This window comes from Dyella sp. KRB-257 (assembly GCF_049445995.1).
Classification (GTDB): domain Bacteria; phylum Pseudomonadota; class Gammaproteobacteria; order Xanthomonadales; family Rhodanobacteraceae; genus Dyella_A.
In genome coordinates this window covers 211,268-238,132 of sequence record NZ_JBMSDZ010000006.1, presented here as the reverse complement: position 1 = coordinate 238,132, position 26,865 = coordinate 211,268, and the positions used below count along the sequence as shown (strand labels likewise).

The following is a 26,865-nucleotide window of genomic DNA, read 5'->3' as shown; positions in this document are numbered from 1 at the left end:
GGGACTCCGGTTTCGACAGCGAGTCGATGTTCCGCACCGCACTGACGCACGGGGCCGGTCGCATGGATGTGCTCGGCAAGTGGAACCCGCGCCGTTTCGACGTCGAAGGCTGCGCCGCCGCCAAACGTGCCGACACCGACACCGCATGGGACACGCCGCGCGAGGGCAAGCGCACCACCACCTGGGTGACCGACGGGCGCGTCATCACGCTGGAGGACGACCGCAAGGTCGCCTTGCGCCGCGTGCTGCGCCTGACCGAGCGCACCCGCAAGGCCGATGGCACGGCCCTGCTGTTCCCGGAGGTCACCATCGACGGCTGGGAAACCACGCTCGATCTGTCGGCCGACGCCATCATCGCGCTGTACGAAGCCCATGGCACCCACGAACAGTTCCACAGCGAGTTCAAGACCGACCTCGATCTGGAGCGCCTGCCCAGCGGCAAGTTCGACACCAACACCTTGGTGCTGAGCCTCGCCGCCGTGGCCTACAACATCCTGCGCCTGATCGGCCAGCAAGCCCTGCTGAACAAAGCCACGCCCCTGCGCCACCCGGCCAAGCGGCGCCGACTGAAAACCGTCATGCAGGAAATGATGCGCGTGGCCGCGCAGCTGGCCGTCCATGCGCGTCGCATCGCGCTGAACTTCGGCCAGCACTGCCCGGCGCTGGTCGTATGGCGCGCGTTGTATGAAGACTGGACACGCACCGAGCCGCCCACGATCGATGCCGTCCCGGCCTAGCCGCACACCGCTCGAACAACGCCAGCCTCCGATCGCGCGACCCCTCGCGAGGGCAACGCCTGCGCCCTCGGCGAAAACCCGGCATCGAAACGCGCCATCCGGCGGCAAGGGCCGCCTTGTTGACCCCCTCATGCGGCGTTTCGCCCCGCGAAATCACCACAGCGAAGCACTATGCGCGGCACGGACGTATAGACGTCCGTAAGCCGGCACGGGCATGGTGAGGTGGTCACGGAATCAGGCGAATGTCCTGCGAGATGCTTGACGAAGTGCAGATCGCCGTTGGACTCAGCCCCGAGAAATGAGGTATCTCTCGCCATCGCGAGCACTCTGCCTGCGACCAGCCTCAGACAATTCGCCTTTATCGAAGCTCATTGCGGTAGCGATGCTGGCCAACTCAACTTTGAATCGCGTCGCGATCCGCTGGATGTCCGACAGCCCCACTTGTCCCCAGCACGCTCGTGGGAATACGGGCGCGCGGGACTAGGACTTCACCGCTATGGCGACGTCCCTGCCGTCGGCGGGGACACCGCCGCCACTTTTATCGCCACCGCGTGCCGGCCATCACCGCAGCGACGCCGCCGCAGGCGGCACTGTTGAGGCTGTTGGCGGAGCGATTGCCCTGCAAGGCGACGACGCTGGCGCTTTTTTCGCCAGTCGCCGCGTCAAAAAGCGGCGTGGCCAGCGCGCGGAGTGCCGCGCTTGCGGCTGGGAGCGACGGTGCTCGGGCTTGGCGCCGGGGCCGCGGCGCCCGGGGCGGAGACCGCCGCGGTTGCAGCGGCGGGGTTGATCAAAAAAGCGGCAGCTTTGGCGCAGGGCGTGCGGACGCTGCCGCGGAGAACCCGGCGCGCGTTGCACGCGCCGGGGCGGGTGGCTTACGCCTCGGGGGTGGCGGGGGCCGGCGTGGTGCTGCGACGGCGGCTGCCGAAGCGAGCGGAGAGCGCGATGAGGTTGACGAAGGCGGCTTCCAGACTGTCCAGCGCGCTGTCGATGCTGGCGAGGGTGTCGTCGGCGAGGGTGAGCGAGAGCAGGTTTTGCGACATGGGTAACTCCCTGTGGATCACGGCGCCGCAAGCGGCGATCGCCGCATCGTGCGGCGACGCGGTTTGATAACGCATCGGAGCGAACGCGAACGCCGGCGCGGGCCGACGGCGGCTGTACGTGATCGCCGTCAGTGACGGCGCCGCGCCGGAGGCCGCCACTCGCGGCGCCGTGTCGCAGCGCGGTGCGCATGGCGGCGTGGGATGATGCCGCCCGCTGCACGCACTGCCCTCAGGACTCCCCCTTGTTGTCTCGCCGCCCACCACGACGTTTCGTCGCCTGGCTTGCCATCGTCGCCCTGTGGCTGACGATCGTGGCGCCCGTGGTGTCGCAGACGCTGGCCGGCCCGCTGGACGCGCTGGTGAGCATCGGCTGGTGCGGTCCGCATCACGATGACGGCACGCCGTCGCCGCCGGCCGGTCACCTGCTGGAGAAGTGCGGCTACTGCGGGCTGTTGTCCGGCCACTCGATCCTGCCCGATTCACCGCCACTCCTGTCGGCCGGGCCGTCGCTGTCCGGCCTGTGGCTGGCGATGCCCGAGCCGCCGGCGCGAAGCAGCATCGTCCTGCTGGCCGCCGCGCCGCGCGGGCCACCACTGGCAGTCGCGCACGTCTGAGCCACGCACCGCCGGCGACTGATCGCCGCTGACCGCCTGCGCGGGCCAGCGGGCACAGCACGCCAGCCCTCTCGTGACCGTCCGGCGGACCGGGCCTGCGCCCGGCATCCGCACGCTGCCGACTCCAGGATTTCCATGACTCATGCATCGCTAGCCGGGCGCGCGTCCGCGCGTCTGCACTCTCTTCATCGCCTGCGCCCGCTGGGCGCGCTGATCGCCACTGCGCTCGTCGGCCCGGCACTCGCCGCCGATGCCGTGCCTGCTCAACAGATGGCCCCGGTGGTGGTCACCGCGCCGATGCAGGACAGCCCACTCACCGTCGTCACCGACCCCAAGGCGCCGCGCCAGCCGGTGCCGGCCAGCGACGGCGCCGACCTGCTCAAGAGCATCCCCGGCTTCTCCACCATCCGCAAAGGCGGCAGCAACGGCGATCCGGTGCTGCGCGGCATGAGCGGCTCGCGACTCGGCATCCAGACTAACGGCGGCCTGATCGGCGGCGGCTGCCCCTCGCGCATGGACCCGCCGACCGCCTACATCGCGCCGGAACTCTATGACCGCGTCACCGTGATCAAGGGTCCGGAAACGGTGATCTACGGCCCCGGCAATTCGGCCGGCGTGGTGCGCTTCGATCGCGGCTTCAGCCGCTATGCCGAGCCCGGCTACCGCGTCGACGCCAGCGTGCTCGGCGGCTCGTGGGGCCGCAACGACCAGAACCTGGACCTGCGCGCCGGCGCGCCGTCGGGCTATCTCGGCGTGAGCGCCAACCACACCCACTCGCAGGACTACGAGGACGGCGACGGCCACCGCGTGCACTCGCGCTACGACCGCTGGAACGTGGACACCACGCTGGGCTGGACGCCCACCGATGACAGCCGGCTGGAGCTTTCCGTCGGCAAGGGCAACGGCCAGGCGGCCTACGCCTTCAGCGGCATGGACGGCTCCCAGTTCCTGCGCGAAAGCGCGGCGCTGAAGTGGACCCAGCAGCACCTCACCACGCACTGGGACGAGCTCGAAGTGCAGGCGTACACGAACTACGCCGACCACGTGATGGACAACTACACGCTGCGCGACCCTGACCCGGCCAGCATGATGCCGATGGCGATGGCTTCCGACGTGGCTCGCCGCACCAACGGTGGTCGCATCGCCGGCACCTGGCGCTGGGACGAGTTGGAACTGGTGGCGGGACTGGACGGCTCGGCCAACGTGCACACCGCACGCCTCGGCGGAGCGCCGGGCAGCATGCACGACTACCGCCAGCTGCCGCGCCATCGCGATGCACGCATGGCGGATCTGGGCGCATTCGGCGAACTGCGCTGGGCCCTCGCGCCGCGCCAGCGCCTGATCACCGGCGCGCGGCTGGACCGTGCCCAGGCGCGCGGCTACGACCTGTCGACGGCGGCCCGCAGCGCGGGCATGGGCAGCATGTCCGGCGGCACGAGCGGCATGGCCGCAGTCACCGTGGATGCCGACCGCTCCTCCACCCTGCCCGCCGGTTTCGTGCGCTACGAGCGTGACTTCGCCGCGTCGCCGACCACCTTCTATGCCGGCCTCGGCCACGTCGAGCGCTTCCCCGACTACTGGGAACTGTTCGGCCAGCACGTGGACGTGTCGCTGCCGGGCTTTCGCCGACTCGCTCCGGAGAAAACCACCCAGCTCGATATCGGCGTGCAGTATCGCGATGCGCGCCTGAAAGCCTGGGTCTCCGGCTACGCCGGTGTGGTGCGGGACTTCATCCTGATGCACTACCCGATGAGTGCAATGGGCAGCGGCACCGCCAGCAACGTGCGCGCGCGCATCGCCGGCGGGGAAGCGGGCGTGAACTACGCCTTCGACGCGCACTGGAGCGGCGACGCCACGCTCAGCACCGCCTGGGGCGAGAACCGCACCGAGCACCGGCCGCTGCCGCAGATGCCGCCGCTGGAAGCGCGCTTCGGCCTCACCTACGCGCGCGATGACTGGTCGGTCGGCGGACTGTGGCGACTGGCGGCGGCGCAGCGCCGGGTGGCGGTGGGCGAAGGCAACATCGTCGGCCAGGATCTCGGCCCCAGCGCCGGCTTCGGCGTGCTCTCGCTCAACGGCAGCTACCGGCTCGGCCAGCACCTCACGCTGAGCGCAGGCATCGACAACCTGCTGGACAGGACCTACGCCGAGCACCTCAACGCGGCGCCGCAGGGCCTGGCCGGCTACGTCAACACGGTGCGCGTGAACGAACCCGGCCGCACAGGCTGGCTCAAGCTCGCCATCCATCTCTGATCGAGATCGGTCTGATCGACATCAGGACCCGGGCACGCTGCAAGACGTAGCGTGCCCGCATCCATCGAGGAATCGCCATGCTTCGCCCGTCCCGCACCCTTGTTTCCACGGCCATCGTGACGCTGGCCATCCTGCCGGGCCTTGCCGGCGCCTGCTCCACCTGCGGCTGCTCGCTCAATTCCGACTGGGCGAGCCAGGGCTATGCCACGTCCCGCGGATTTCACCTGAGCCTGCGCGAGGACTACTTCAACCAGTCGCGGCTGATCGAAGGATCACACCGCATCGCCGTGGGCAGCATCGCCCTGCCCAGCGATGAAGAACTGCAGCGCAAGACGGTCAACCGCAACACCCTGCTGGGCATCGACTACAGCTTCAATCGCGCCTGGGGGCTGTCGTTGCAGCTGCCGTGGTTCAGCCGTTACCACGAGACGTGGCCGGAAGGCGAAACCACGCTGTCGTCGTCGGACGGACGGGGCCTCGGCGACGTGCGCGTGCTGGTCCGCTATCAGGGCTTCCGCCCGGACGCGAGCCTGGGCCTGCAGTTCGGCGTGAAGCTGGCCACCGGCACGTTCAAGCAGTCCTTCAGCGCCGGCACCGCCGCGGGCGAGCTGCTCGACCGCGGCCTGCAGCGCGGCACCGGCACCACCGACGCGCTGCTGGGCGTGTACAAGTTCGGCTACTTCGGCGAGTCGGTGGGCTACTTCGTCCAGGCGATGGCGCAGGCGGCACTGAATGCGCGCGACGGCTTCCGCCCCGGCAACTCGCTCAATGTGAATGTCGGCCTGCGCTACCTCGATGCCGGCATCGTCACGCCGCAGCTGCAGCTCAACCTGCACGGCGAGCAGCGCGAGAGCGGCGCATTCGCCGACCGCGCCAACAGCGGCGCCACGCTGGCCTACCTCAGCCCGGGGCTCGGGCTGAAGCTGGGTCGCCGGCTGGACGCGTTCGTGTTCCTGCAGCTGCCGGTCCACGAGCACGTCAACGGCATCCAGATCGAGCCGGGCCGGCTGTGGTCGGCCGGCGTGCAGTACCGGCTGTAAAGGCGGCTGTCTCCATGGCGCAAGCCTGCCGCCCGGCGATGCGGGGCTTTCGCGTCGCCGGCCCGCGGTGTAAACCTTGGAGCCGGCTCCGCAACGACTCAAGGCTCATGAGCGATCACCCCTTCCTGATCCGCCTCGCCGAGGACGACGACGACTTCATCCTCGGCCTGGTGCCCCGCTTCGTCGACTTTCCGCTGCCGCCCTGGCGCAAGCGCCACGAGTGCATCGAGGGCATTCGTGCCGATCTGGTGCGCCATCTGGACGACCAGCCGCCAAACAGCTTCCTGTTCGTGGCCGAGGACGAGGGCGGCGTGCCGATGGGCTTCATGCATCTGCAGAAGACCCAGGATTTCTTCAACGGCCGCACCAACTGCCACATCTCCGACCTGGCGGTGGTGCCGGGCCACGAAGGCCAGGGCGTGGGTCGCGCGCTGCTGGCGCACGCAGAGGACTGGGCACGCGAACACCACTGCGCGCTGATGACGCTGGCGGTGTTTCCCGGCAACGAGCGGGCACGCGCGCTTTACGCATCCAGCGGCTACGACGTCGACCTGCTGCGCCTGGCCAAGCCGCTGCGCTGACCGCCTCGCTTCCACCACGCGAACGAAGCGCGCTGCGCATGGGAAAAACGAACAGCGCCGCGCCACGCCCGTGGACGAGCTGCCTCGCGCGCCTCGCGGCACAAGACCGCGTGGTGTCCACTCGCCGGCGAGGCCGATGATCGCCAGCTAGCTTGGGTGAGCCGATGGCGCCTTGCGCACGACCGGCGCCGGGCCGGCAATGTCGCGGGCGCGCCAGATCGTCAGATGGCGTCCCATGAACGGCTGCCGATAGAGCGGCGGCGCCGGGTAGTCCAAATCCCGGTAATTGCTGATCACCCAGCCATCCGGATGCGCCCTGGCCCAGGCGGCGACCTGCGCGGCGTCCTCCGCCGTGGGGATCGCCGCGGTGAGGCGCCCGGCGAAGGTGTACAGGCCGTTCTGCCGGCCGGCCTGCAGCAGCGGGATGCCGGCCTGCTGCGCGGCGGCAATGCGTGTTGCCGCCCGCTCGACCGAATAGCTCGGACCCAGGCCCTGCACCAGCGCCAGCTTGGCCAGCGCCACCACCAGCAGCATGGCCACTGCGGCCTCGGGCACGCCCACCGGCTGCGCCCCGCGCATCAACAGCACCACACCAGGCAAGATGGCGCCGGCCAGACAGGCATAGGTCCATGCGGGCGCCTGCGTCGAGAGCCGCAGCAGCGCCAGCAGGGACGCCAGCGCGATCACCACCAGCAGCAAGCCCACGCGCCAGCCGACCACCCGCCAACGTCCGTCCGTCAGCCTCACCGCAGCGGCGGGCGCCAGCGCCGGCAGCAGCGGCAGCAGGTAGTGTGGCTGCTTGCCACTGATCAGGCAGAAGGCGAGGAACGCCGGCACGCTCGCGGCCAGCGCGAAGCGATCGAGCCTGCCGTCGGCGGGCGCGGGGCGCCGACTACCTCGCCCAGGCGGATTCGCAGCCCGGCCGAGCAAAGTCCGACAGGCTGCCAGGCCGACCGTCCAGGGCAGCAGCAGCAAGGGCACGATCGGCAGGTACCAGGCCGGCCCGCGGTCGTGCGCGAAGCTCTCGACGACGCGGCCGACGGTCTGCGTGAGGAAGATGGCGTCGGCGTAGGCCGGCCCGCCGCGCCGTGCCGCCGGGATCGCCCAGGCCAGCGCCAGAAGCGCCGCGCCGGCCAGTGCCGCCACCGTTGCCAGATAGTGCCGCCCGGGCGAGCCGCGCGATGCCGACGCCCACCACGGCGCCAGCAACGCCGGGAGGCCGCCGACCAGCAGGCTGACCGGCCCCTTGGCGAGGATGCCCAGCCCCAGTCCCAGCCCGAGCAAACCCACGCCGGGAACGGTGCGGCCGCGCACGAGCCAGGCCGTGCCGAGCCAGGCCAGCAGGGTGCAGGCGCACAGCAGCATGTCGAACATCAGCGCGCCGGCGAATCCGGCGAAGCCCAGGCAGCCCAGCCAGAGCCAGACCGCCAAGCCGGCGGCCGCCGCGTCGGCGCCCAGCGCGAGGGCCAGGCGACGCAGCAGAGGCAGGGTCGTCAGACCCAGCAGCACTTCCAGCGCGCGCGCGGACCAGGCGTGCACGCCCGTGATGTTCCATGCCAGGTTGACCAGCCAGAACAAAAGCGGCGGCTTGTCTGGATAAGGCGCGCCGTCCAGCCAGGGCACCAGCCAGTCGCCCCGCAGATGCATGTTCCAGGCCACCGCCAGATAGCGCGTCTCGTCGATCGGCACGGGCGGCAGCACGAGCGCCGGAAGCAGCAGGGCCACCGCCACTCCCGACCAGAGCAGGGCGCGTGTAATGGAACGTCGTTCCATGCGATCTCCCGCACAGACCGCTTGCGTTGAACATCGAGCTTAGGCTAAGCCATTTTTGCCATGTTTGGCTGCCGCGCGATCACGCGATCAGTTGACCGCGGTGCTGCCGGTGGTCCCGACCTCGGTCTGCTCACGCTCGTTCAGGCGCAGCGACACGCGGTCGATGTTGGCCAGCGACAGCAGGTGGGCGTAGATCCAGCCGAGCACGCCTTCCTTGAGGAACTCGTGGGCCACCTTCTCGTCGAGCTGGCGCAGCTTTTCCTCGCTGACCACGAACAGGCCGTTGAGGTTGATCGACTTGCCGTCCTTTTCCAGCCGGATGTTGCGCGGCTCCAGCAGGTCGTGCTGGCGCAGCTGGTCCATGAACCAGTGGGTGCGCGCCACGTGCTGCTGGAACTCACCGAGGAAGTTGACCGCATTGGTCAGCATCTCGGCGTCGGTACCGTCGTCCTGGAACAGGCGCTCGCCCTCGGTCTGGTTGAAGCCTTCGTAGGCTTCGTCCAGGAACACGGTGAAGTCGTCGCCGCCTTCCTGGTCGGCCGGCTTCTCGGCGAGGATGAACGGATAGCGGCGGATGAAGGCCGGCACGTAGGTATTGGCCACCCACTGGCCGTCGGCGTCGACGAACAGGTTCTCGTTCTGGCGCAGGCCGAGCAGGGCCATCGGGCCGGCCTCCTTGATGTCGGCGCCGGCGAACAGGATCGGCATGTCGCGTGCGGCGGCGGGAAACTCCACGCCGGTCAGCGGCACGGAATGCACGTTGGCCGCGAACTTCAGGCTCGGCACGGCCTTCAGGCGCAGATCCTTGTGGGCGGTACGGTTGAGCGGCACGGGACGCTCGTAGAAAAAGACTTCAGCCACGTTACTTACCTCTGCCCAGCCGCGCCGGGGTTGCCACCGTTGGCTCCCCCTCCCAAACCCGGCCCGGGTCTCAAGACGAACGCCCACTATAGCAGCGGCCCGGCCCGCCGCGAACCGTCGCCGGCGCCGCCTATGTATTTGCCGCGGCAGGGTTTTGCATGCGAATCGCAATACAGTTGGGCTATGCTCGGGCGCAATCACCACTGTTGCATCGCGCTGCGTTTCCCCAGGCCCCGACCGAAGGATGGACTGCATGCTGATGGAAGTGCCGCTCCGGGCGGATCTGCGTTCCACCCGGGTGCTCTCGCTGGACGCCAGCGGCCGGATCCTCGACTGGATCAGCTGGCAGGACGCCGCCTGCCTGTACGTGCGCGACGCGGTCGCCTGGACGCTGGGCGAGCCCTGCCTCACCGTGCACGGCGGCATGAACCGCGCTCGCGGCGAGCAGAGCATGCTGGAGCTGCACCCGATCATCGCCAGCACCGGCCACTGCCGCGATCATGCGCTCGATCCGGCACCCGCGCTCACCAACACCGCCCTGTTCGCGCGCGACCGCCACCTGTGCCTGTACTGCGGCAACCACTACAACCGCGGCGAGCTGACCCGCGATCACGTGCAGCCGGTGTCCAAGGGTGGCCGCGACGAGTGGGAGAACGTGGTCAGCGCCTGTCTGGCCTGCAACCTGCGCAAGGCCAACCGCACCCCGCAGCAGGCGCACATGCCGCTGCTGGCGGTGCCGTACCGGCCCAGTTGGGTGGAGCACCTGATCCTGTCCAACCGCAACATCCTGGCCGACCAGATGGAGTTCCTGGTCAACCACCTGCCGCGCGACCGTCGCGCCGCGCACGCCTGACCTCAGGCGTCGTTGTCCTCGTCGCCAAGGGCCTGCTCCACGTTCTCCAATTCGCTGCGCCCCTTCTCCGCCAGCCGCCAGTAGTGCTTGCGGATGCGTTCCAGCGTAGCGTCGTCCAGTTCCTCCAGCGCCAACAGGGCGTTGTGCGCGTGACTGGAGCGGATCAGTTCGTCCAGCTTGATCTGCACGGCGGCCGAATCGCGGTTCTGGGTGTTCTGGATCAGAAACACCATCAGGAACGTGATGATGGTGGTACCGGTGTTGATCACCAGCTGCCAGGTGTTGCCGAAGCCGAACAGCGGGCCGGTCGCCGCCCACACCACCACGATCAACACGGCAATAAGGAAGGTGGCGGGCTTGCCGGCGGCGGTGGAGGTGGCCGCGGCGAAGTGGCGGAACAGGGACGATGAACTCATGCGTGGTCCTTGCGAATGTCGTGGTGGGCGAGCGTGGCGAGAGATCTGTCGCCCGTACGTGCAGTCTGGCTGAACGAACGCCGCCCCGTTCAGGACGCCGCACCACCCTTGCCCCGCCCTGCCGCTGGGCCAACAATACACGAATGATCGACCTCTCCCGTTACCCCCACTTGGCGCCGATCGAGACGCCGGCCGACCTGCGCCGCGTTCCCGACGAGCAGCTTCCCGCCGTGGCCGACGAGCTGCGCCAGTACCTGATCGAGGCGGTGGCCAGTTCCGGCGGCCACTTCGGCGCGGGGCTGGGCGTGGTGGAGCTCACCGTGGCGCTGCACCGCGTGTTCGACACGCCGCACGACCGCCTGGTGTGGGACGTGGGCCACCAGTGCTACCCGCACAAGATCCTTACCGGCCGCCGCGAGCGCATCACCACCATCAAGAAGAAGGACGGCCTGGCACCGTTCCCGCGTCGCGAGGAAAGCGAGTACGACACCTTCGGCGTGGGCCACTCGTCCACCTCGATCTCGGCCGCACTGGGCATGGCGATCGCCAACCAGCGCCGCGGCGACATGCGCAAGGTGGTGGCGGTGATCGGCGACGGCGCGATGACCGCCGGCATGGCGTTCGAGGCGCTCAACCACGGCGGCGACGTGGAGCCGGACATGCTGGTGGTATTCAACGACAACGGCATGTCGATCAGCGAGAACGTGGGCGCACTGACCAAGATGATGGCTCGCGCCATGGCCAGCCGCACGCTCAACGTGTGGCGCGAGCGCGCCAAGAAGGCGATCCCCAGGCAGTCGCTGTTCGGCCGCTTCTTCAAGCGCTGGGAAGAGCACGCCAAGGGCATGTTCGTGCCCTCCACGCTGTTCGAGGAGCTGGGCTTCCACTACACCGGCCCGATCGACGGCCACAACCTGCCGCAGCTGCTCGCCGCGCTGCGCACGGTGAAGGATCTGCCCGGCCCGCAGCTGCTGCACGTGATCACCACCAAGGGCAAGGGCTACGCGCCGGCCGAGGAAGCGCAGATCGACTACCACGCGGTCGGCCCGTTCGACCCGCAGGCCGGCCTGGTCAAAAAGAGCGCGCCGGCCAGGCCGACCTACACCGACGTGTTCGGCGACTGGCTGTGCGACCAGGCCGCCGCCGACGAACGCCTGCTGGCGATCACCCCGGCGATGCGCGAGGGCTCGGGCCTGGTGCGCTTCTCCAAGGAATACCCGGCGCGCTACTTCGACGTGGCGATCGCCGAGCAGCACGCGGTGACGCTGGCCGCCGGCATGGCCTGCGAGGGCGCCAAGCCGGTGGTGGCGATCTACTCCACCTTCCTGCAGCGCGCCTACGACCAGGCGATCCACGACGTGGCGCTGCAGAACCTGGACGTCACCTTCGCCATCGACCGCGCCGGCGTGGTCGGCCCGGACGGCGCCACCCACGCGGGCAGCTTCGACCTGAGCTTCCTGCGCTGCCTGCCGAACATGGTGATCATGGCGCCGGCCGACGAGAACGAGTGCCGCATGATGCTCTCCACCGGCTTTGCGCACGCCGGTCCCGCCGCCGTGCGCTACCCGCGCGGCAGCGGCCCCGGCACGCCGCTGCGCAAGGAGCTCGACACGCTGACCATCGGCAGGGCCGAGCTGCGCCGCCGCGGCCGCGGGCTCGCCCTGCTCAGCTTCGGCGCCATGCTCGCCCCCGCTGCCGTGGTGGCCGCCGAGCTCGACGCCACGCTGGTCAACATGCGTTTCGTCAAGCCGCTCGACGAAGCGCTGCTGGTGGAACTGGCGAAAACCCACGACGCCTTCGTCACGCTGGAAGACAACGCCATCGCCGGAGGTGCCGGCTCGGCCGTGGCCGAGTGTCTGGCCACGCACGGCATCACCTTGCCGATCCTGCATCTGGGCCTTCCGGACGCCTATCTGGAACACGGCAGCCGCGAGGAAGTGCTGAGCATGGCCGGCCTCGACCTGCCCGGCATCCGCCGCGCCATCCACGCGCGCTTCCCGCAGCTGAGCGTCGCAAGCCTGGGCTGAAACTGAAGCGTCTGGCCAAGCTGCCGTGAGCTGGGCGGCAAACCGAGCGGACTGCATCAAGCTGCGAATGATCAGCCCGTCCACCCATCACGTCGCCCGCCACTCACCCGATCGCGCTTTTCCAGATCCTGCGCGGTGAACACCTCGCCGTAGCCGGCCACCTGCAGCAGCGCACGGCAGGCCTCGCCCTGGTTCCAGCCGTGCTCGAACAGCAGCCAGCCGCCGGGCAGCAGGTGCTGGCGGGCATCGCCGACGATGCGGCGGATGTCGGCCAGGCCGTCGGCACCGGAAGCGAGCGCGCTGGCCGGCTCGAAGCGCAGATCGCCTTGCGCCAGGTGCGGATCGTCCGCCTCGATGTAGGGCGGGTTGGACACGATCAGGTCGACGCGCGCCTCGCCCAGCGGCGCGAGCCAGTCGCCCAGCACGAACTGCACGTTGGGAATGCACAGCCGCCGCGCGTTGCGTCGGGCGACCTCCAGCGCCTCGGCGCTGGCGTCGGTGGCGACGATCTTCGCGCGCGGGCGCTCGGTGCCGATCGACAGCGCGATCGCGCCGCTGCCGGTGCCCAGGTCGACCACGCGCACCGGCGCGTCCTCGGCGAGCCGATCGAGCGCCAGTTCCACCAGCCGCTCGGTTTCCGGCCGCGGGATCAGCGTGGCCGGGGTCACCTCCAGCTCCAGCGACCAGAAGCCGCGCCGACCGGTGATGTAGGCCACCGGCTCGCCGAGCTGGCGTCGCCGCACCAGCTCGACGAAGGCGCGCTCGTCGGCCAGCGTGAGCACGTCGTCGGCGTGCGCCAGCAGCCAACTGGCCGGCCGGCGCAGCACATGCTGCAGCAGCACCTCGGCATCGACGCGGTCGCCGAGGCGGCGCGTGGCATCGCCCAGGGCGTGGCGGACTTCAGTCATGCGTGGTGGCATCCGTCGGCGAGGCCGCAGGAAGTTCCGGCGGGGTTGCCGCAGCGGTCCGCTTGCGCCAGTAGCCGCCTTCGCTCCAGGCCCCGAACGCCCAGCGCAGCCAGCCGATCAGCGCGTTGGCCAGCCACAGCGCCCACGCCAGCATGGCCAGCTTGTAGACCCACAGCGACACGCTGAACACGCCGGCGCGCGGCAGCGCGCCGCTGCTCTGGTCGGCGAACCAGCGCAGATGCCAGGCGGTGGAGCCGTTGCCGGCCACGTGCATGTCCGGCAGGCCGAGCAGGCCGCGCGGCACGGCGCCGACCAGCGCCAGCAGGGCCAGCGCGGTGAGCGCCGCCAGCGCGACCTGCACCAGGTTGAACGCGACATCGCCCAGCCGCACGCCGCGCGCGCGCCACCCCAGCGTGATCAGCCACGCCACCACCAGCGCGTAGGCACTCCACGCGAACGCGGAGAAGCCCAGCCCCAGCAGCAGCCAGTGATGGAAGCGCAGCGGCGTCGGCGCATGGCGCGCGAGCAGCCACGACGCCAGCAGCAGCAGCACCAGCTGCGACCAGTACAGCACCGCCGGCCCCATCGACGGGCCCCAGGTCCACAGCACCCAGCGATCCTGCGGCAGGTGCAGGTCGAGCGCGATATTGGCGACCGGCGCGCGCAGGTCCAGCGCCAAGGTCACGGTGCGCATCGCCACGCCGCGGGGTTCGCGCAGCAGCACTTCGTAGCGGTGCTCGCCGGGCAGCAGCGGCAGGCCGAGCTGGCCGTTGCGCACGGCGAGGTTGAGCGCCTCGCCATCGCGACGGGCCTGCAGCAGTTCGGCGCCGGCAGGCAGGGTGATCGCGTGCTCGCCGCCGCGGGTGCTGCGCGCGGTGAGCACCAGCGTGGTCTCGCTGGCACGCTCGCCCGCCGCGGTCGACACCTGCACCCGATCGAACGCGATGCTGCTGCCGGCTACTGCCTTGGGCTCGCTCAGCGCCAGCGTGAGCGTTTCCCCGGGCAGCGGCTGGAAGCGCAGCCCGTGCGAGGTCGTGCTGGTGGGCACGCCGCTGGCCTGGACGTGCCACATCGGCGCGGCATCGATCTGCCAGACCTCGGCGCGCTCGCCCAGCGGTGGGGCCTTCAGCGTCAGCGTGGGCGCGTGGTCGAGACGACTGGTCCACATCATCACCGGATCGTTGGCGCTGAAGCTGACCTGGATGGCGCCGTCGCGCACCAGCGCGCGGTCGCCCTGCGGATGCTCGCCGGGCAGCAACGGCAGGCTGACGCTGAAGCCGCCGTCCTGTGGGGCGAGGCGTTGCACCGTGGTCTGCACCATCCAGTCCACACCGAAACTCAAGCGGCGGGTGACCCGCACGTAGGCGGGCAGGCTCTGCGTGATGGCCAGCGCGCTGCCGTCGGCGGCGGCGCGTGCGCGGCTCAACGCCAGGCTGTCGCCGAGCAGGCGGTCGTCGTCCAGGCCGCTGGCGCTCCAGCCGTTGCCGATGAAGCCCACGTGACCGGGCCGCAGCGGAAAACGCAGGTTGGCGCTGTCGCTGCCCGCGGCGAGGCGGTAGCGCAGGGTGACGCGATGCACGCCGCGATCCAGCCGCAGCATCGGCACCTCATCGCGGTTCACCAGCGCGGCCGGCTGGCCGTCCAGCCGCGCGTCGAGCAGGCTGAGCGCGTCGTCGCCCTGCGGCAGCGGCAGCCCGACGTCCGCGCCGGCGTGCGCTTCCAGCGCGACATCAAGCGTGTCGCCGCCGGCCTGCAGTTGGGCGTCGGCGATCGCGGCGCAGTCGGGCGCGCATTTGGGCGCCTCGGTGAGACGGGTGCGCAGCCGGTCGAGCATGGCCTGGTCCGGGATCGTCGACGCAGGAGTCTGCTGCGCATGGGCAGCATGGGGGCCGAGCAGCGCGAGCATCAGCACGGCGGCGCTCGCCGCACCGCGGCGCCAGTCGTTCCAGTGTCCGCGCAGCGGTGTGAGCAGCGGCGGCAGCAGGCGTCCGAGCAGCGCACCGAGCAGCGCCACCATCAGCACGCGCAGCAGGCGCACCAGCCACGCCGGCGCGATCACCAGACGGGTGGACTGATCCGCCGTCACGGGACCGGACCAGCTCAGCCGATAGTTGTTGCCGGTGTTCCACTGCGGCTCGCCGGCGCCAGCCTGCACCACGCTGCGGCTGTCCAGCGGTGCGCCGGCGGCATCGATGGCGGATGCGGACACGCTGACCGCGGCCAGGATGCCGGGGCGATCGGGCGCTGCGTTGATGGTGGCTTCGTCCACCGCGGGCGGTGGTGGCAGCGGCGCCGCCTGCGGCATCGGGGGCGCGGGCGGTGCCGGTGCGGCGGACTTGTCCAGTTGCGGGCCACGCTGCTGCATCCCCAGTTGCGCCGGCTCCATCATCCGCGCCTGCACCACCCGCGGCGATGTGCGCTGCGCGATGCCACTCTCCAACTGCGGGTGCAGCGCGTACTGCAGTTGCGTGGCGGCGAACGGCAGCGTCCACAGCGCCGCCAGCGCGAAGGCGGCCAGCGCCACGAAGCGCGCGACGCCGCGCAGGCGACCCTCCGGCAGCGCGCGCAGCAGCAGCGCGAGTGCCAGCGCCACGGCCAGCGTCCAGCGCGGCGCGCCGTTCTCGTGCTGGGCCAGCGCAAGGAACACGGCGGCGAGCGCGGCCCACGGCCAGCCCAGCGCGCGGCCGGCGAGCAGGGCGATCAGCGCGACCACGAACAGGTCCAGCAGGGTCCACTGCGCGATCCACGAATCCGGCGAACGGTCCGCTCCGCCCGCGCCGATCAGGCGATAGCCCGGCGGCAGGTGCAACGTGGCGTCGATGCCTTCCAGCGGGATCTGCCAGCCGCCGCTGGGTAGTTGCCCGCCATGCTGCGCCACGCGCAGGCCGGCGCGCAGGTCCAGCGCCTGCTGGCGCAGTTCCACGCCGCTGCGGCCGTCCTTGCCCTGGCTGATCAGCAGCGGCTGGCCGCCCTGGCCGGCGCGCTGCAGTTGCCACGGCGCGCTCACGTCGAGCCGCTGATGGTGGCGCAGCATGCCGCTGAGGCGATCGACTGCGCTGAGACCGCGGCCGTCGAAGTCCAGCCACAGCTCGCGCTGCAGCTGCAGCTGGTCGCCCTGCCCGCCCTGGTCGCCGCGATTGCCTTCGGCGATGGCGAGGCCGTGGCTGGCATCCACCGCGAAGGCGGGGAAGCTGAGCCAGTCGGCGGGCACACCGGCGCGGCTGGCATCCACGCCCTGGCCCTCGATGCGCGTGCCGCGCAGCTCGGTGTCGTCGGCGTAGCTCCAGATTTCCTGCGCCGGCCACGGCGCGCCCGGCGGCTTCCACGTCACGCCGGCCAGCGGCGTGGTGGCGCGCGCATCGAGCGTGATCGTCCACTGGCCGGGCCGCAGTTGCACGCGCAGCCGGCCGTCGCTCTCCAACCGCGCCGGCAGGTCGCCGGACAGCGCCGTGGCGACGAAGCCGGCCGGCAGCGCCGGACCCAGCAGTTGCTCGCGTGCGGTGCCGGCGACGTTGAGCTGCAGCCGCGTCTGCAGCGTGGGCGGCAGACCGTCGGCGAGCCGGCGATAGACGCGCAGCGACAGCGCATCGGCGGCGCGCGCCGCGGCGGCGGCCTCGCCCAGGGTGAGGCGGTCGTCGTTGCGCTCGATGCGCTCCACCGGCACGCCGTCGATCGACAGGTCGACCAGCGCGATCGACGGCGGCAGCGCCAGCGCCGAGGGTCGCGCGGACCAGCTCATCCCACCCTCCACACGATGACTGCCGCCGGTGAGCCACAGCGACGGCTCCCTGCGATGCGCCAGCACCGGCTGCGGCTGGCCGTCCACGCGCACCTGCTGCGGCCAGTCGCGCGCGTCGCCGGGCAGCGCGACCCAGCCGGGCGCATCCAGCCGCACCTGCAGGGTGAAGCGCGCGCCGTTGGCGTCGGCCTGCAGCGCGAGCCGTCCGGGCCAGAGGCACTGATGCGCGTCACTGGAATCGCCCGGGCTGTCGAGCAGCGGACAGGCCTGCTCGGGGCTGTCGTGCAGCACCCAGCCTTTCCAGTCCTGCAATGCGGACGGAATGTCCTGCGCGCGCAGCGGCGCGGCGATCAGCGATACCAGCAGCGCGAGGCCCAGCCACGCAGCGCGTGAACGGCGTTCCATGGTCTTCCCCTTCCCCAGCGTGAGCGCAGGCAGTGTAGGCGATGCGGATGCGCTGTTCGTGATGGGCCACTCGGCCGGCGCGCACATCGGCGCCCTGCTCGCCACCGACGATCGCTGGCTGCAGGGCGTCGGCATGAAGCCGGACCAGCTGCGCGGCAAGGCGCCGGTGCTGGACGATACACTGGCGTTCATCCGTGAGCACGCGGGGGCGCAGGCCGCTGCGGCACTGGCGGAGGATCGGGTGGTGCGTTCGCCCTGACTCGATGTTGGCCACACCCGGCATGAAAAGCAAAACGCCGGACGGTTGCCCGTCCGGCGTTTTGCTTGTGCGAAGGAGCGTGCCATCCCGAGCGTGCTTCAGCGAATTCCTGATGATTGCCGCACTGCCCCGTTCGTCATTCCCACGGCTCTCAACAGACGAATGTCTGGTCAAGCGGGAGGCGCTTTTCAACGGCGGATGCCGGTCATCCGTTGGGAACTTTGAGGGGGACGGCAAGGTGGATTCCCGCGTTCGCGGGAATGACGTCGGGAGATATTGCAGATTTCGAAGGCATCGCTATCCCGGCTTCGATTTCGCCTGCTGCTGCAGGCTGCGCTCAGCGCGATCGGTGGCCCGGAACTGGTGTCACGCCCGCCTGCATGGCAGAGCGGGCGTGACCAACACCTTCAGCGCAGGATCGCCGCGGCGTCCTGCTTCTGCTTCAGCGCCGCGCACAGCAGGGTCGATTCGGTGGTCTGCGCCAGGCCGCGGGCGGCGCCCGGTGCCTGGTCGACCCGATCCTTGAAGAACGCCTGCAGGCGATCGGCCTCGGCCCTGGAGCAGCCGCCGCCGCCCATCAGGCCGGGCAGGCGGCCGCCGGCGAAGCTGCCGGTGCGGGCGAGGATCCGGTCGTAGTGCGCCACCGACCATTTCCACATGCCGTCGCGCTCGGCCCGGGTGTCGCGACTGCCGCGGAACAGCGCGGCCATCTCGCCCACCTTCACGTCCTTGCTCAGCGCGAAGTTGCGGATGAGCTCGACCTGGCTGGCGTCGTCCACGCTGCCCAGCCCGCCGAGGATCGCGTTGCGCAGCGCCGGATCGCTGGTCTTGGGCAACTCGGCGATCAGCGCATCGACCACCGGCTTGCCGTGCTCCTGCGCGGCCACGCCCAGCGCCACGCCGAGCAGGTCGGGATCGGCGGCGGCGAGATCGAGGCGGCCGTCGGCCTTGCGCTTGAGCGCGGCGTCGCCCTGCCTGAGCAGTTCGGCGCGCACCGCCGGCAGCCTGACGTCCATGCCGAGGAAGTTGGCCAGCGTGCTGCGCATCAGCGAATCGCCGTCGGCCTCGCCGGCCTTGCGGCGGTAGCCGAGCGACTCCAGCCGCGGCAGGTAGGCGTCCATCGCCCACGCGGCCAGCTTCGCGCGCTGCGCGTCGGTGCTGGCGAGGTTGCGCCAGATCCAGCCGAAGGTGCCCAGCGGCGCGGTGGCGACCTCGTTGGTCTTGGACGCTGCCAGCGGCTTGAGCGCGGCCAGCGCGTCGGCGGCGTCGATGTCGCCGTGGCGGAAGCTGGCGCCCACCGCATCGGCATAGGCCAGCTGCTCGGTGTCGGCCAGCGAGCCGATCCGCTTGCCCAGCGAGGCGAGGTCGGCCCTGGTCATGCCGAAGCGGTAGTAGCCCTGCGCGCCGGCGTTGGGCATCACCCAGGTCGGCGTGCTGGCGCCGGCCAGCACCATCGAGCCCTGCGCCTTGTCGAGCATCTCGCAGCTGACCTTGCTGCCGCCGGCGGTGCCGTAGCGCACGCACACCGGCACGCCCCACACGCGCGCACTGTCGCCGGTGGAACCGACCGGCAGGTAGCGGCTCTGGCTCAGGTGCAGCACGGTCTGGCCGTCCTTCTGCTCCAGCCGGGTCTGCACATAGGGCACGCCGGACTGGTTGAGGAAGCTCTTGAACGCGGCCTTGAAATCGGCGCCCATGCCGGCGGCCTGGGCGATCGAATCGACCAGGTCGTCGGCGGTGGCGTTGCCGAACTTGTGCGCCTGGGTGTAGGCGCGCATGCCCTTCTGGAACACCGCCGGCGTCACGTAGTTCTCGAACATGCCCAGCACCGCGGCACCCTTCTGGTAGGTGATGCCGTCGAACGCGGTCATGATGTCGCCGTTGCCGGTGATCTCCTGGCGGATCTTGCGCGCGCTGACCAGGCTGTCGTTGTTCATCGCGCCCTGCGCGCCGCGGATGCGGTCCAGATCCGCGCGGTATTCCGGGTGCACCTTCATCGTCACCTTCTGCTGCATCCAGGTGGCGAAGGCTTCATTGAGCCAGATGTCGTTCCACCACGCGGTGGTCACCGTGTCGCCGGTCCACTGGTGCGCCAGTTCGTGCGCGGTGACATTGAACGAGCCGCGCACGTACTGCGCCGGGGAATCCGGATCGAGCAGCAGCAGCCAGTCGCGGAAGGTGACCAGGCCCGGGTTCTCCATCGCGCCGGCGGCGAAGTCGGGCGCAGCGAGCAGGTCGAGCTTGTCGAACGGGTAGCCGAAGCCGTAATAGTCCTCCAGCGCGTGGATGATGCTCGGCGTCTCGCCGAGCACGTGCTGCATGCGATGGCCTTCGCCCTTGGCCGCCACCCCGCGCAGCGGCAGCACGGTGCTGCGGTAGTCGTCGGGCGCGATGTCCGGCCCCTTGACGATGTCCCACGGACCCACGCCGAACGCCACCAGGTAGGTCGGCAGCGGCCTGGTCTGCGAGAAGGTGAGCGTCTTCCAGCCGTTGCCGTCGTCCACCTGCTTGATCTGCGCGGTGTTGGCCACCGCGTTCTCGTCCTTCGGTACGGTCAGCGTGAGGTCGAACGGGGTCTTGATGCCGGGCTCGTCGAAGCCGGGGAAGGCGTAGCGCGCACTGATCGGCTCCATCTGCGTCATCGCGTAGGGCTGACCTTCATGGCTGACCTTGTACAGGCCCTGCAGCTGCTGGTTGAGCGGTGCGGTGTAGTCGATGAAAAGCTTGATCGTCTGCGGCTTGAGCGTGCGGCCGAAGTCGATGCGCGCCACGCCCTCCTTCGGTGCCACCGCCACGTACTTGCCGGCGCCGGTCTTGCCGGCCGCGTCGGTCACGACCACCTTCGACACCTTCAGATCGCTGCCGTGCAGCCACACGTGGTCGGAGGCCTGCGCCAGCTTCACGCTGATCACCGTGTGACCGGAGAAATCGGCCTGGCGCGGGTCCACCTTGAACGCGAGCTGGTAGGACTGCGGCATGGCCCAGCCGGGCAGGCGGCCGTGGGGCACCGGATCGGCACCGGCCGCCAGCGCGGTAGCGCAGCAGGTGGCCAGGGCGGTGAGCAGGAGCGGGCGGGCGAGGCGCATGACGGGGATTCCTGAAACGAGGGAATCCGGAACGCTAGGCGGCGCATGACCTGCGCCCCAGTGCCAGAAGGCATGGCCGGCGGCCGGCCACGGCGACGCCTACTTCAGATAGCTGCGCAGCACCGCCAGCGCGGGATCCGGTTCACCCTCCCCGCTGCCGCCCGCGGGGGTCACATGTTCACGCAGGTGGCCTGTGGAGATCGCCGGCGGCTATGCGCTGAACTCGATGGCGCTGCTCGCCGATGGCTGGCACATGAGCTCGCACGCGCTGGCGCTGGGGCTGTCGCTGACCGCCTACGGGCTGGCCCGCCGCCTCGCCGGCAACCGCCGCTTCGCCTTCGGCACCTGAAAGATCGAGGTGCTTGCCGGCTACACCAGCGCGCTGCTGCTGGACGCGCTGGGCGGTGGGGCTGATGCGCCAGTCCGGCCGCGTGCTGCTGGACGCGGAGATGGATGCACCGGTGGTCGCCGAGATTCGCGAGGTAGTCGGGCAGGCGCTGCCCGCCGCGGCGATCAGCGACCTGCACGTGTGGCGCGTGGGCAAGGGCCGCTATGCCTGCATCCTGGCGCTGGTGTCGAGTGCGCCGCTGACCGCGCACGAGGTGCGCCGCCACCTGTCGGTGCACGAGGAACTGGTGCACGTCACGGTGGAAGTCACCGTGCAGTAGTCGAAAAACCGGCAAAAAAACCGGCGGCGAAGGGGGCCTGGTCGCCGGTGGGCAGCCCGGTGCCGGGCGGATGGGGGGAGCCGGGGCCGATCGGGCGGGCTGCCCGGTTGCGGGATGTCGGGCCAGGGAGGGGGAAGCCCGCCGCGGCAGTGGCGGGAGCAAAGGCAGGCGTCCCGCTTGCATCGTTCAAATTGATTGTTATCCTCGACATGCATAGCTTGAAGCTATGTATCGGAGCCGACACCGGCCATGAACCTGCGCGATCTGCATTACCTCGTCGCCCTCGCCGAGCACCGCCACTTCGGCCGCGCCGCCGAGGCCTGCTTCGTCAGCCAGCCCACCCTGTCCACCCAGATCAAGAAGCTGGAGGAGGAACTGGGCGTGGCGCTGGTCGAGCGCGCGCCGCGCAAGGTGCTGCTCACCGAGGTCGGTCGCGACATCGCCGATCGCGCCCGCGAGGTGCTCAACGAGGTCGAGCAGATCCGCGCGGTGGCGCGGCGCACGCGCGATCCGGAAACGGGCACGGTGCGGCTGGGCATTTTCCCTACCCTCGGCCCCTACCTGCTGCCGCATTCCGTGCCGATGGTGCGCGAGGCGTTTCCCCGGCTCGAACTGCTGCTGGTGGAGGAGAAGACCGAGGTGATCGTGCGCCTGCTGCGCGAGGGCAGGCTCGATGCCGGCATCCTCGCCCTGCCGCTGCACGAGGACAGCCTGCACGTGGAGTATCTGTTCGAGGAACCGTTCGTGCTGGCGGTACCGCTGTCGCACCACCTGGCGCACAAGCACGGCCAGCTCAAACTGGCCGACATCTCGCACGAGAGCCTGCTGCTGCTGGAGGACGGCCACTGCCTGCGCGACCAGGCGCTGGAGGTGTGCCACCTCGCCGGCGCGGGCGAGCGCAACGGTTTTCGCGCCACCAGCCTGGAGACGCTGCGCCAGATGGTCTCGGCCGAGGTCGGCATCACGTTGCTGCCGACGCTGGCGGTGAAGCCGCCGGTGGCACCGTCGGGCAACCTGCACCTGATCGAGTTCAGGCATCCGGCGCCCAGCCGCCGGGTGGCGATGGTGTGGCGCAAGAGTTCGGCCATGCACGGCTTCCTGCTGAAACTGGCCGAGGTGTTCAAGCGCCTGCCACCGGGGTTGTTGGACCCGCGTTCGATCGCCACGCCCACCCGCCCCGGCAAGCCTCCGGGCACCGCCGCCAGGATCGGCGCACGCGCATGAGCGCGCCGGTCGGGAGGCCGGCGTGAACGGCCGCCAGCTCGCGCTCGGCGTGCTGGTGCTGTGGAAAGCGGTGCATGCACCTGATTCCCGCCGACGCCGGGGTGCGCGCGATGCTCAATCGCGTGCGCCCCGGCGAGGTGGTGCGCATCGAGGGCTTCCTGGTCGACGCCAGCCGCCCGGACGGCTGGCACTGGAACAGCTCGCTGACCCGCGAGGACACCGGCAACGGCGCCTGCGAACTGGTGTACGTCGAGTCGCTCACCATCCAGCGCTGACGTTTCTCGACGTCAGATCCGACCCAGCAGCCACAGCACCACCAGGATGATCAGGATGGTTCCGACGATGCCAGACGGCCAGTAACCCCAGCTGCGCGAATAGCCCCAGGTGGGCAGGCCGCCGATCAGGGCGAGGATGAGCAGCACGATCAGAATGGTGACGAGCATGGAATGGTCCCTCCGTTACGATGGACGCGCCGCGAACCGCGGCAGCGCCAGCCGCGGCAACTCACCGCGCTTGCCGCCAACCCTCGCCCCTGTGCAGTGTCGGAGCGGTCAACGAACGGCGAAGAGTCTCCATGCAGCGGCGTCAGGTTCAGCGCGGTGAGCGCGTCTTCACGCGTGCGGCGACTCAGTAATGCAGCAGGCTGTGCAGCGGCGCATCACCGTGCCAGCGCAGCCGCCCGCCCAGCGCATCGAGCTCAACCACTACAGCCGCTCCGGCCAACCGCGCGCCGAGCTGCTCCACCAGCGCCCGTGCCGCCAGCAACGTCCCACCCGTGGCCAGCACGTCGTCGACGATCAGCGTGTGCTCACCGGACCGGAGCGCATCGGTTCGCGCTTCCAGCCGGTCGCTGCCGTATTCGAGCTGATAGTCCACGCTGGTCACCGGCGGCGGCAGCTTGCCCGGCTTGCGCAGCGGCACGAAGCCAGCGTTGAGCTTCTGCGCCAGTGCAGCGCCGAAGATGAAACCGCGCGACTCGATCCCACACACTGCCTGCACGCCCTGCTCCAGCCACGGCTCGGCCAGCGCATCGATGCAGCGGGCGAAGCCACCGGCGTCGGCCAGCAGCGGAGTGATGTCGCGAAACACGATGCCCGGGCTGGGAAAATCGGGCACGGCACGAACGAGACCGGCAAGCGAAGTCATGGCGTGTCCGGGTGGGGGAGGAAGCGAATACGGCACAGCGGTGCGCGCGTCATACCACGGTCACCAGGCTCAGAGGCTGAGAAAAATTCGACCGCCGTAGCGAGAGCGCCGCCAAGCGTTCGTGACAAGGTGCGTTGGGCGCCGCCGGGCGTTTGGCGGCGGTCGCAGCAGGTGGGCGATTTTTTCTCAGCCTCTCAGCCATGCCGGGCAGCGAAGTCGTCCAGCAGCTCCGTCAACCGTGCAACGGCAGGCTCGCCCACAGCATTGTAAAGAGAGGCCCGCAAGCCGCCGATCGAACGATGCCCCTCCAGCCCGGAGAACCCGGCGGCGCGACTCTCGGCGAGGAAGCCGTCGTGCAACGCCGGGTCGCGCAGCCGGAACGCCACGTTCATCAGCGAGCGCGCCTCTGGCTCCGCATGGATCTCGAAGAGGTTGACGTGGCGCTCGAGTGCCCCATAGAGCGCGGCCGCCTTGCGCGCGTTGATCTGCTCGATCGCGTCGACGCCGCCGATCTCGTCGCGCAGCCAGCGGCTGACCAGGTTCAGCACGTAGATCGAGAACACCGGCGGCGTGTTGTAGTTGGAGCCGTGCTTGACGTGGGTACGGTAGTCCAGCATCGGCGGCAAGCCACCGGGGATGCGCGAAAGCATTGCGTCATCGATCAGCGCCAACGTCACGCCGGCCGGGCCAAGGTTCTTCTGCGCATGGGCATAGACCATCGCGTAGCGTCCGATGTCGAACGGTCGTGACAGGAAGTCCGAGGACATGTCGGCGATCAGCGGCACCGGCCCAGGCAGCGGCGCATCGCGGAATTGCAGGCCCTCGACCGTCTCGTTGGAGATGTAGTGCAGAAACGGCGCTTCCGGATGGTGCTCCAGCGACGCCCAGTCCGGCAGGCGGCGGAACCCCTCGTCGTAACCGTCCCAGACCGTGCGCACCGGCACCACCGGCGCCGCCTCGGTGACCGCCTTGCGGCTCCAGTAGCCGGACGAGACGAACTCGGCCGGTACGGCCGCCCGATGTGCGAAGTTCATCGGGATCATCGAGAACTGCAGGCTGCTGCCGCCTTGCAGGAACAGGATGTGGTAGCGCTCCGGCACGCCGAGCAGGACACGGATGTTGTCCTGCGCCTCCTGCAGCAGCGCCTTGAACCAGTCCGAGCGATGGCTCATGCCGAGCACGGAGAGCCCGGTTTCCGGCAGGGCGATGATCGCCTGCCGGGTCTGTTCGAGCACGGACACCGGCAAGGCACCCGGACCACCGGAGAAGTTGAGCAGATTAGACAGCATGGGTCACCGCAGGACTGGCCGGGTCATCGGGAGTGGCGCGCCGCTGCAGCATCCCGGCGAATGCGCCGAGCACCTTGCGCATCTGCGCCGCCTTGTAGGGAAACAGCGCCGGATCGTCGATGGCATGCACGACCAGGGCATTGGCGAACTCGAACACCAGCAGCCGGCCGTCGGCGGTCTGCGCGCAGTCCATGCCGATGTAGTCCAGGCCGAAGCGCTGCGCGATCGCGGCGAAGGCCGCCGCATGCCGGCGTGCGAAGTCGTCGTCGAAGCCGGCCATGCAGGCCGCCTCCTCCGCACGACGGTCGGCGTGGGCGGTCATTTCCTCGTACGGGTAATGCACCATCCAGTGCTGCGAGATGCCCATGTGGCAGACGAACGGCCGGCCGTCGATCAGCACGATCCGGTATTTGCGAAACAGGCCGTCGGGCGCGGCGTAGTCGATGAAATCGGCGACAAAGAAACGGGAAGCGTCGGTGCCGGCTAGATAGGCGCCCAGGTCAGCCGGCGTGGCGATACGCTCCAGCTGCGTTCCGGCATGCGAGCCGAGCGGTCGCACGATCACCGGAAACCCGACCCCGGGCAGGCAGGTTGCCGCTCGTGCCGGATCGGCGGCGACCTGCTCGAGCGCCTGGCGCGACACGCGGATGGTCGTGGCCATGCGGATGGCGTCGACGTCGGCGAGGCGCGTGAATGCCTCGCCGCGCGACAGCGCCGGGATCCGCGCCGGTCGGTTCAGCACCGGGCACGACCAGTCCGCCAGGTAGCGATCCAGTTGCTGCAACACCTCGACATGCGCATCCGCCTCGCTGATCGCCACGAATACCAGGTCGTGGGCGGGAAGCTGCGACGGCCACGGCAGCGCGGCGCCGACATAGAGGGCATCGACACGAAATCCGGCGTCCTCGAGCAGGCACTCCACCGGGGTGTTGGCCATCAGGTCGCCGGGGGTCTTGATCACCAGCACGTGCAGTGCATCGGCCGGCGCATCGCCGATCCGGTACAGCTGCTGCAACTGCAACGCCTGCCGCAGCAGGGCCAGGCCGTTTTCCTTCCGGAAACGCATCTGCTGGATCAGCGCCAGGTCCAGCAGGGCGTAGGCGTCATCGCGCTCGGCGCGCTCGATCAGCGATGGCAGGTGGACGGAAAGGTCCTCATGCCGGAAGGCAGACCGCAGCAATGCGGCGAGACCCAGCCTGGGAGGATGCCTGGCAAGCGCCTCGGCGGTTGCGTCTGACAAAGTCGGCCTACCGTTCAACGGGGAGCAATCCATGGGCTAGCAGCCTGTCGGGCTTTGCTTGGTCGAGGCGAGAAGTCGGCTGGGCGAGAACAGGTTTTCGACGTTTCGTCGGCCCATGGTGGTTCCATGGGTCGGCGAAGCGGCGGAAACAGGGACCGCACCGCCGGATTCGCAGCCCGGCCGTGCAAAGCCCGACAGGCCGCAAAAGGGTGACACCGGCCGCCATGCTCCTGCCCGTGGCTTTCCTCAACATGTCATGGGGCAGGCCATGCGCTGAGGCTGGGAAACATTCGACCGCCGTAGCGAGCGCGCCGCCGGCACGGGCGTTTGGCGACGGTCGCAGCAGGCGGGCGATTTTTTCTCAGCCTCTCACCCTGGGATGACCACCGTCCCGGGGGCGTCGGTCCAGCCGGATGCCTCCTGGCGTGCCTCGGCGAGGGCGCAGCCGACCTCGCCGACAACCGCCGCAGCGGCTGCCCGAGCCGATTCGGGCACCATCACCAACACGTAATCCATCGCCGGCAACTGGCCCACGCCGCCGGTGAGGTATTCGCCGGTGACGAAGGCGGGGATCTCGGCACGCTCCAGCGCGTCCTTCACCAGGTGGGCATCGATCAGGGTTTCGGCGCGGTAGGCGATGTGCATGCCCCGCACGCTAGTGGGGATGCGTGGCCCCGGCAAGCGCCGCCGCAGCGGGGCTTGCCGA

The 26,865-nt window shown here is 69.9% G+C and carries 21 protein-coding genes and 2 pseudogenes; 11 read left to right on the top strand and 12 right to left on the bottom strand.

Annotated features, from left to right (window positions below):
* On the top strand, window positions 1–737 hold a 737-nt coding region (locus ACO2Q2_RS07205; RefSeq protein ID WP_423255077.1), incomplete at its 5' end, for a transposase.
* 872 nt (window positions 738–1,609) lie between these two features.
* On the opposite strand, the gene ACO2Q2_RS07200 is transcribed toward ACO2Q2_RS07205, so the two are convergent.
* Window positions 1,610–1,777 carry a hypothetical protein gene (locus tag ACO2Q2_RS07200; RefSeq protein ID WP_423255076.1) on the bottom strand — a complete coding sequence of 56 codons (168 nt, stop codon included), beginning with the start codon at window positions 1,775–1,777 and terminating at the stop codon, window positions 1,610–1,612.
* 242 nt (window positions 1,778–2,019) lie between these two features.
* Between ACO2Q2_RS07200 and ACO2Q2_RS07195 the strand changes: the two genes are divergently transcribed.
* The 4 genes from ACO2Q2_RS07195 to ACO2Q2_RS07180 all read left to right on the top strand — a co-directional run bounded on the left by ACO2Q2_RS07195 (window position 2,020) and on the right by ACO2Q2_RS07180 (window position 6,265).
* On the top strand, window positions 2,020–2,391 hold the full coding sequence (locus ACO2Q2_RS07195; protein ID WP_423255075.1) for a DUF2946 domain-containing protein: 372 nt from the start codon (window positions 2,020–2,022) through the stop codon (window positions 2,389–2,391).
* A gap of 135 nt (window positions 2,392–2,526) precedes the next feature.
* Window positions 2,527–4,644, top strand: a complete 2,118-nt coding sequence (locus ACO2Q2_RS07190) for a TonB-dependent copper receptor (protein ID WP_423255074.1) — start codon at window positions 2,527–2,529, stop codon at window positions 4,642–4,644.
* A 77-nt stretch (window positions 4,645–4,721) separates the two neighbouring features.
* The gene (locus tag ACO2Q2_RS07185) at window positions 4,722–5,684 is read left to right on the top strand and encodes a hypothetical protein (RefSeq protein ID WP_423255073.1); all 963 of its coding nucleotides are present in this window, start codon (window positions 4,722–4,724) and stop codon (window positions 5,682–5,684) included.
* A 107-nt stretch (window positions 5,685–5,791) separates the two neighbouring features.
* Complete coding sequence (locus ACO2Q2_RS07180) at window positions 5,792–6,265, top strand: GNAT family N-acetyltransferase (RefSeq protein WP_423255072.1); 474 nt, start codon at window positions 5,792–5,794, stop codon at window positions 6,263–6,265.
* A 147-nt stretch (window positions 6,266–6,412) separates the two neighbouring features.
* On the opposite strand, the gene ACO2Q2_RS07175 is transcribed toward ACO2Q2_RS07180, so the two are convergent.
* Both ACO2Q2_RS07175 and ACO2Q2_RS07170 read right to left on the bottom strand, forming a co-directional pair.
* Window positions 6,413–8,038, bottom strand: a complete 1,626-nt coding sequence (locus ACO2Q2_RS07175; RefSeq protein WP_423255071.1) for an ArnT family glycosyltransferase — start codon at window positions 8,036–8,038, stop codon at window positions 6,413–6,415.
* Window positions 8,039–8,125: 87 nt separating this feature from the next.
* Complete coding sequence (locus ACO2Q2_RS07170) at window positions 8,126–8,899, bottom strand: SapC family protein (protein WP_423255070.1); 774 nt, start codon at window positions 8,897–8,899, stop codon at window positions 8,126–8,128.
* Between the two features lie 253 nt (window positions 8,900–9,152).
* On the opposite strand from ACO2Q2_RS07170, the gene ACO2Q2_RS07165 reads away from it, so the two are divergent.
* Entirely contained in the window at window positions 9,153–9,752 is a 600-nt protein-coding gene (locus tag ACO2Q2_RS07165; RefSeq protein ID WP_423255069.1) for an HNH endonuclease, read from the top strand.
* A gap of 2 nt (window positions 9,753–9,754) precedes the next feature.
* Here ACO2Q2_RS07165 and ACO2Q2_RS07160 read toward each other — a convergent pair whose 3' ends face one another.
* The gene (locus ACO2Q2_RS07160) at window positions 9,755–10,168 is read right to left on the bottom strand and encodes a low affinity iron permease family protein (RefSeq protein WP_423255068.1); all 414 of its coding nucleotides are present in this window, start codon (window positions 10,166–10,168) and stop codon (window positions 9,755–9,757) included.
* Between the two features lie 143 nt (window positions 10,169–10,311).
* Here ACO2Q2_RS07160 and dxs point away from each other — a divergent pair, with 143 nt between their 5' ends.
* Window positions 10,312–12,195: a 1-deoxy-D-xylulose-5-phosphate synthase gene (gene dxs, locus ACO2Q2_RS07155; RefSeq protein ID WP_423255067.1), complete on the top strand. Its 1,884-nt coding sequence runs from the start codon at window positions 10,312–10,314 to the stop codon at window positions 12,193–12,195.
* A 71-nt stretch (window positions 12,196–12,266) separates the two neighbouring features.
* Here dxs and prmC read toward each other — a convergent pair whose 3' ends face one another.
* A complete protein-coding gene (gene prmC, locus ACO2Q2_RS07150) occupies window positions 12,267–13,103 on the bottom strand; it encodes a peptide chain release factor N(5)-glutamine methyltransferase (protein WP_423255066.1) in 837 nt (278 codons plus the stop codon).
* Window positions 13,096–17,247 carry a hypothetical protein gene (locus ACO2Q2_RS07145; protein WP_423255065.1) on the bottom strand — a complete coding sequence of 1,384 codons (4,152 nt, stop codon included), beginning with the start codon at window positions 17,245–17,247 and terminating at the stop codon, window positions 13,096–13,098. Before ACO2Q2_RS07145 ends, prmC begins: the two co-directional genes overlap by 8 nt.
* Window positions 17,248–17,284: 37 nt before the next feature.
* On the opposite strand from ACO2Q2_RS07145, the pseudogene ACO2Q2_RS07140 reads away from it, so the two are divergent.
* Window positions 17,285–17,404, top strand: a pseudogene (locus ACO2Q2_RS07140) (alpha/beta hydrolase); the annotation flags it as partial.
* A gap of 509 nt (window positions 17,405–17,913) precedes the next feature.
* On the opposite strand, the gene ACO2Q2_RS07135 reads toward ACO2Q2_RS07140, so the two are convergent.
* A complete protein-coding gene (locus tag ACO2Q2_RS07135) occupies window positions 17,914–20,592 on the bottom strand; it encodes a M1 family metallopeptidase (RefSeq protein ID WP_423255064.1) in 2,679 nt (892 codons plus the stop codon).
* Between the two features lie 193 nt (window positions 20,593–20,785).
* Between ACO2Q2_RS07135 and ACO2Q2_RS07130 the strand changes: the two are divergent.
* From ACO2Q2_RS07130 to ACO2Q2_RS07120, 3 genes and pseudogenes are all read left to right on the top strand, one after another.
* A pseudogene (locus ACO2Q2_RS07130) lies at window positions 20,786–21,260 on the top strand (cation transporter); the annotation flags it as partial.
* A 249-nt stretch (window positions 21,261–21,509) separates the two neighbouring features.
* Window positions 21,510–22,484 (top strand): LysR substrate-binding domain-containing protein, encoded by a 975-nt coding sequence (locus ACO2Q2_RS07125; RefSeq protein WP_423255063.1) that lies wholly within the window; start codon window positions 21,510–21,512, stop codon window positions 22,482–22,484.
* Between the two features lie 74 nt (window positions 22,485–22,558).
* Window positions 22,559–22,759 (top strand): hypothetical protein, encoded by a 201-nt coding sequence (locus tag ACO2Q2_RS07120; protein WP_423255062.1) that lies wholly within the window; start codon window positions 22,559–22,561, stop codon window positions 22,757–22,759.
* A gap of 12 nt (window positions 22,760–22,771) precedes the next feature.
* On the opposite strand, the gene ACO2Q2_RS07115 is transcribed toward ACO2Q2_RS07120, so the two are convergent.
* The 5 genes from ACO2Q2_RS07115 to ACO2Q2_RS07095 form a co-directional block, all read right to left on the bottom strand.
* Window positions 22,772–22,927 carry a DUF3309 family protein gene (locus ACO2Q2_RS07115; RefSeq protein WP_423255061.1) on the bottom strand — a complete coding sequence of 52 codons (156 nt, stop codon included), beginning with the start codon at window positions 22,925–22,927 and terminating at the stop codon, window positions 22,772–22,774.
* A 184-nt stretch (window positions 22,928–23,111) separates the two neighbouring features.
* The gene (locus tag ACO2Q2_RS07110; protein ID WP_423255060.1) at window positions 23,112–23,630 is read right to left on the bottom strand and encodes an adenine phosphoribosyltransferase; all 519 of its coding nucleotides are present in this window, start codon (window positions 23,628–23,630) and stop codon (window positions 23,112–23,114) included.
* A gap of 194 nt (window positions 23,631–23,824) precedes the next feature.
* The gene (locus ACO2Q2_RS07105) at window positions 23,825–24,919 is read right to left on the bottom strand and encodes a phosphoserine transaminase (RefSeq protein ID WP_423255059.1); all 1,095 of its coding nucleotides are present in this window, start codon (window positions 24,917–24,919) and stop codon (window positions 23,825–23,827) included.
* The gene (locus tag ACO2Q2_RS07100; RefSeq protein ID WP_423255058.1) at window positions 24,909–26,159 is read right to left on the bottom strand and encodes an ATP-grasp domain-containing protein; all 1,251 of its coding nucleotides are present in this window, start codon (window positions 26,157–26,159) and stop codon (window positions 24,909–24,911) included. The genes ACO2Q2_RS07105 and ACO2Q2_RS07100 overlap by 11 nt, the downstream gene beginning before the upstream one ends.
* Before the next feature lie 369 nt (window positions 26,160–26,528).
* The gene (locus ACO2Q2_RS07095) at window positions 26,529–26,804 is read right to left on the bottom strand and encodes a putative signal transducing protein (protein ID WP_423255057.1); all 276 of its coding nucleotides are present in this window, start codon (window positions 26,802–26,804) and stop codon (window positions 26,529–26,531) included.
* Between the last annotated feature and the right edge of the window lie 61 nt (window positions 26,805–26,865).

Coding starts and splice junctions, on each gene's coding strand:
- prmC (WP_423255066.1), bottom strand. CDS start 13,103: ATGACTGAAGTCCGCCACGCCCTGGGCGATGCCACGCGCCGCCTCGGC.
- ACO2Q2_RS07115 (WP_423255061.1), bottom strand. CDS start 22,927: ATGCTCGTCACCATTCTGATCGTGCTGCTCATCCTCGCCCTGATCGGC.
- ACO2Q2_RS07135 (WP_423255064.1), bottom strand. CDS start 20,592: ATGCGCCTCGCCCGCCCGCTCCTGCTCACCGCCCTGGCCACCTGCTGC.
- ACO2Q2_RS07185 (WP_423255073.1), top strand. CDS start 4,722: ATGCTTCGCCCGTCCCGCACCCTTGTTTCCACGGCCATCGTGACGCTG.
- ACO2Q2_RS07120 (WP_423255062.1), top strand. CDS start 22,559: ATGCACCTGATTCCCGCCGACGCCGGGGTGCGCGCGATGCTCAATCGC.
- ACO2Q2_RS07095 (WP_423255057.1), bottom strand. CDS start 26,804: ATGCACATCGCCTACCGCGCCGAAACCCTGATCGATGCCCACCTGGTG.
- ACO2Q2_RS07160 (WP_423255068.1), bottom strand. CDS start 10,168: ATGAGTTCATCGTCCCTGTTCCGCCACTTCGCCGCGGCCACCTCCACC.
- ACO2Q2_RS07145 (WP_423255065.1), bottom strand. CDS start 17,247: ATGGAACGCCGTTCACGCGCTGCGTGGCTGGGCCTCGCGCTGCTGGTA.
- ACO2Q2_RS07165 (WP_423255069.1), top strand. CDS start 9,153: ATGCTGATGGAAGTGCCGCTCCGGGCGGATCTGCGTTCCACCCGGGTG.
- ACO2Q2_RS07200 (WP_423255076.1), bottom strand. CDS start 1,777: ATGTCGCAAAACCTGCTCTCGCTCACCCTCGCCGACGACACCCTCGCC.
- ACO2Q2_RS07125 (WP_423255063.1), top strand. CDS start 21,510: ATGAACCTGCGCGATCTGCATTACCTCGTCGCCCTCGCCGAGCACCGC.
- ACO2Q2_RS07110 (WP_423255060.1), bottom strand. CDS start 23,630: ATGACTTCGCTTGCCGGTCTCGTTCGTGCCGTGCCCGATTTTCCCAGC.
- dxs (WP_423255067.1), top strand. CDS start 10,312: ATGATCGACCTCTCCCGTTACCCCCACTTGGCGCCGATCGAGACGCCG.
- ACO2Q2_RS07190 (WP_423255074.1), top strand. CDS start 2,527: ATGACTCATGCATCGCTAGCCGGGCGCGCGTCCGCGCGTCTGCACTCT.
- ACO2Q2_RS07180 (WP_423255072.1), top strand. CDS start 5,792: ATGAGCGATCACCCCTTCCTGATCCGCCTCGCCGAGGACGACGACGAC.
- ACO2Q2_RS07105 (WP_423255059.1), bottom strand. CDS start 24,919: ATGCTGTCTAATCTGCTCAACTTCTCCGGTGGTCCGGGTGCCTTGCCG.
- ACO2Q2_RS07175 (WP_423255071.1), bottom strand. CDS start 8,038: ATGGAACGACGTTCCATTACACGCGCCCTGCTCTGGTCGGGAGTGGCG.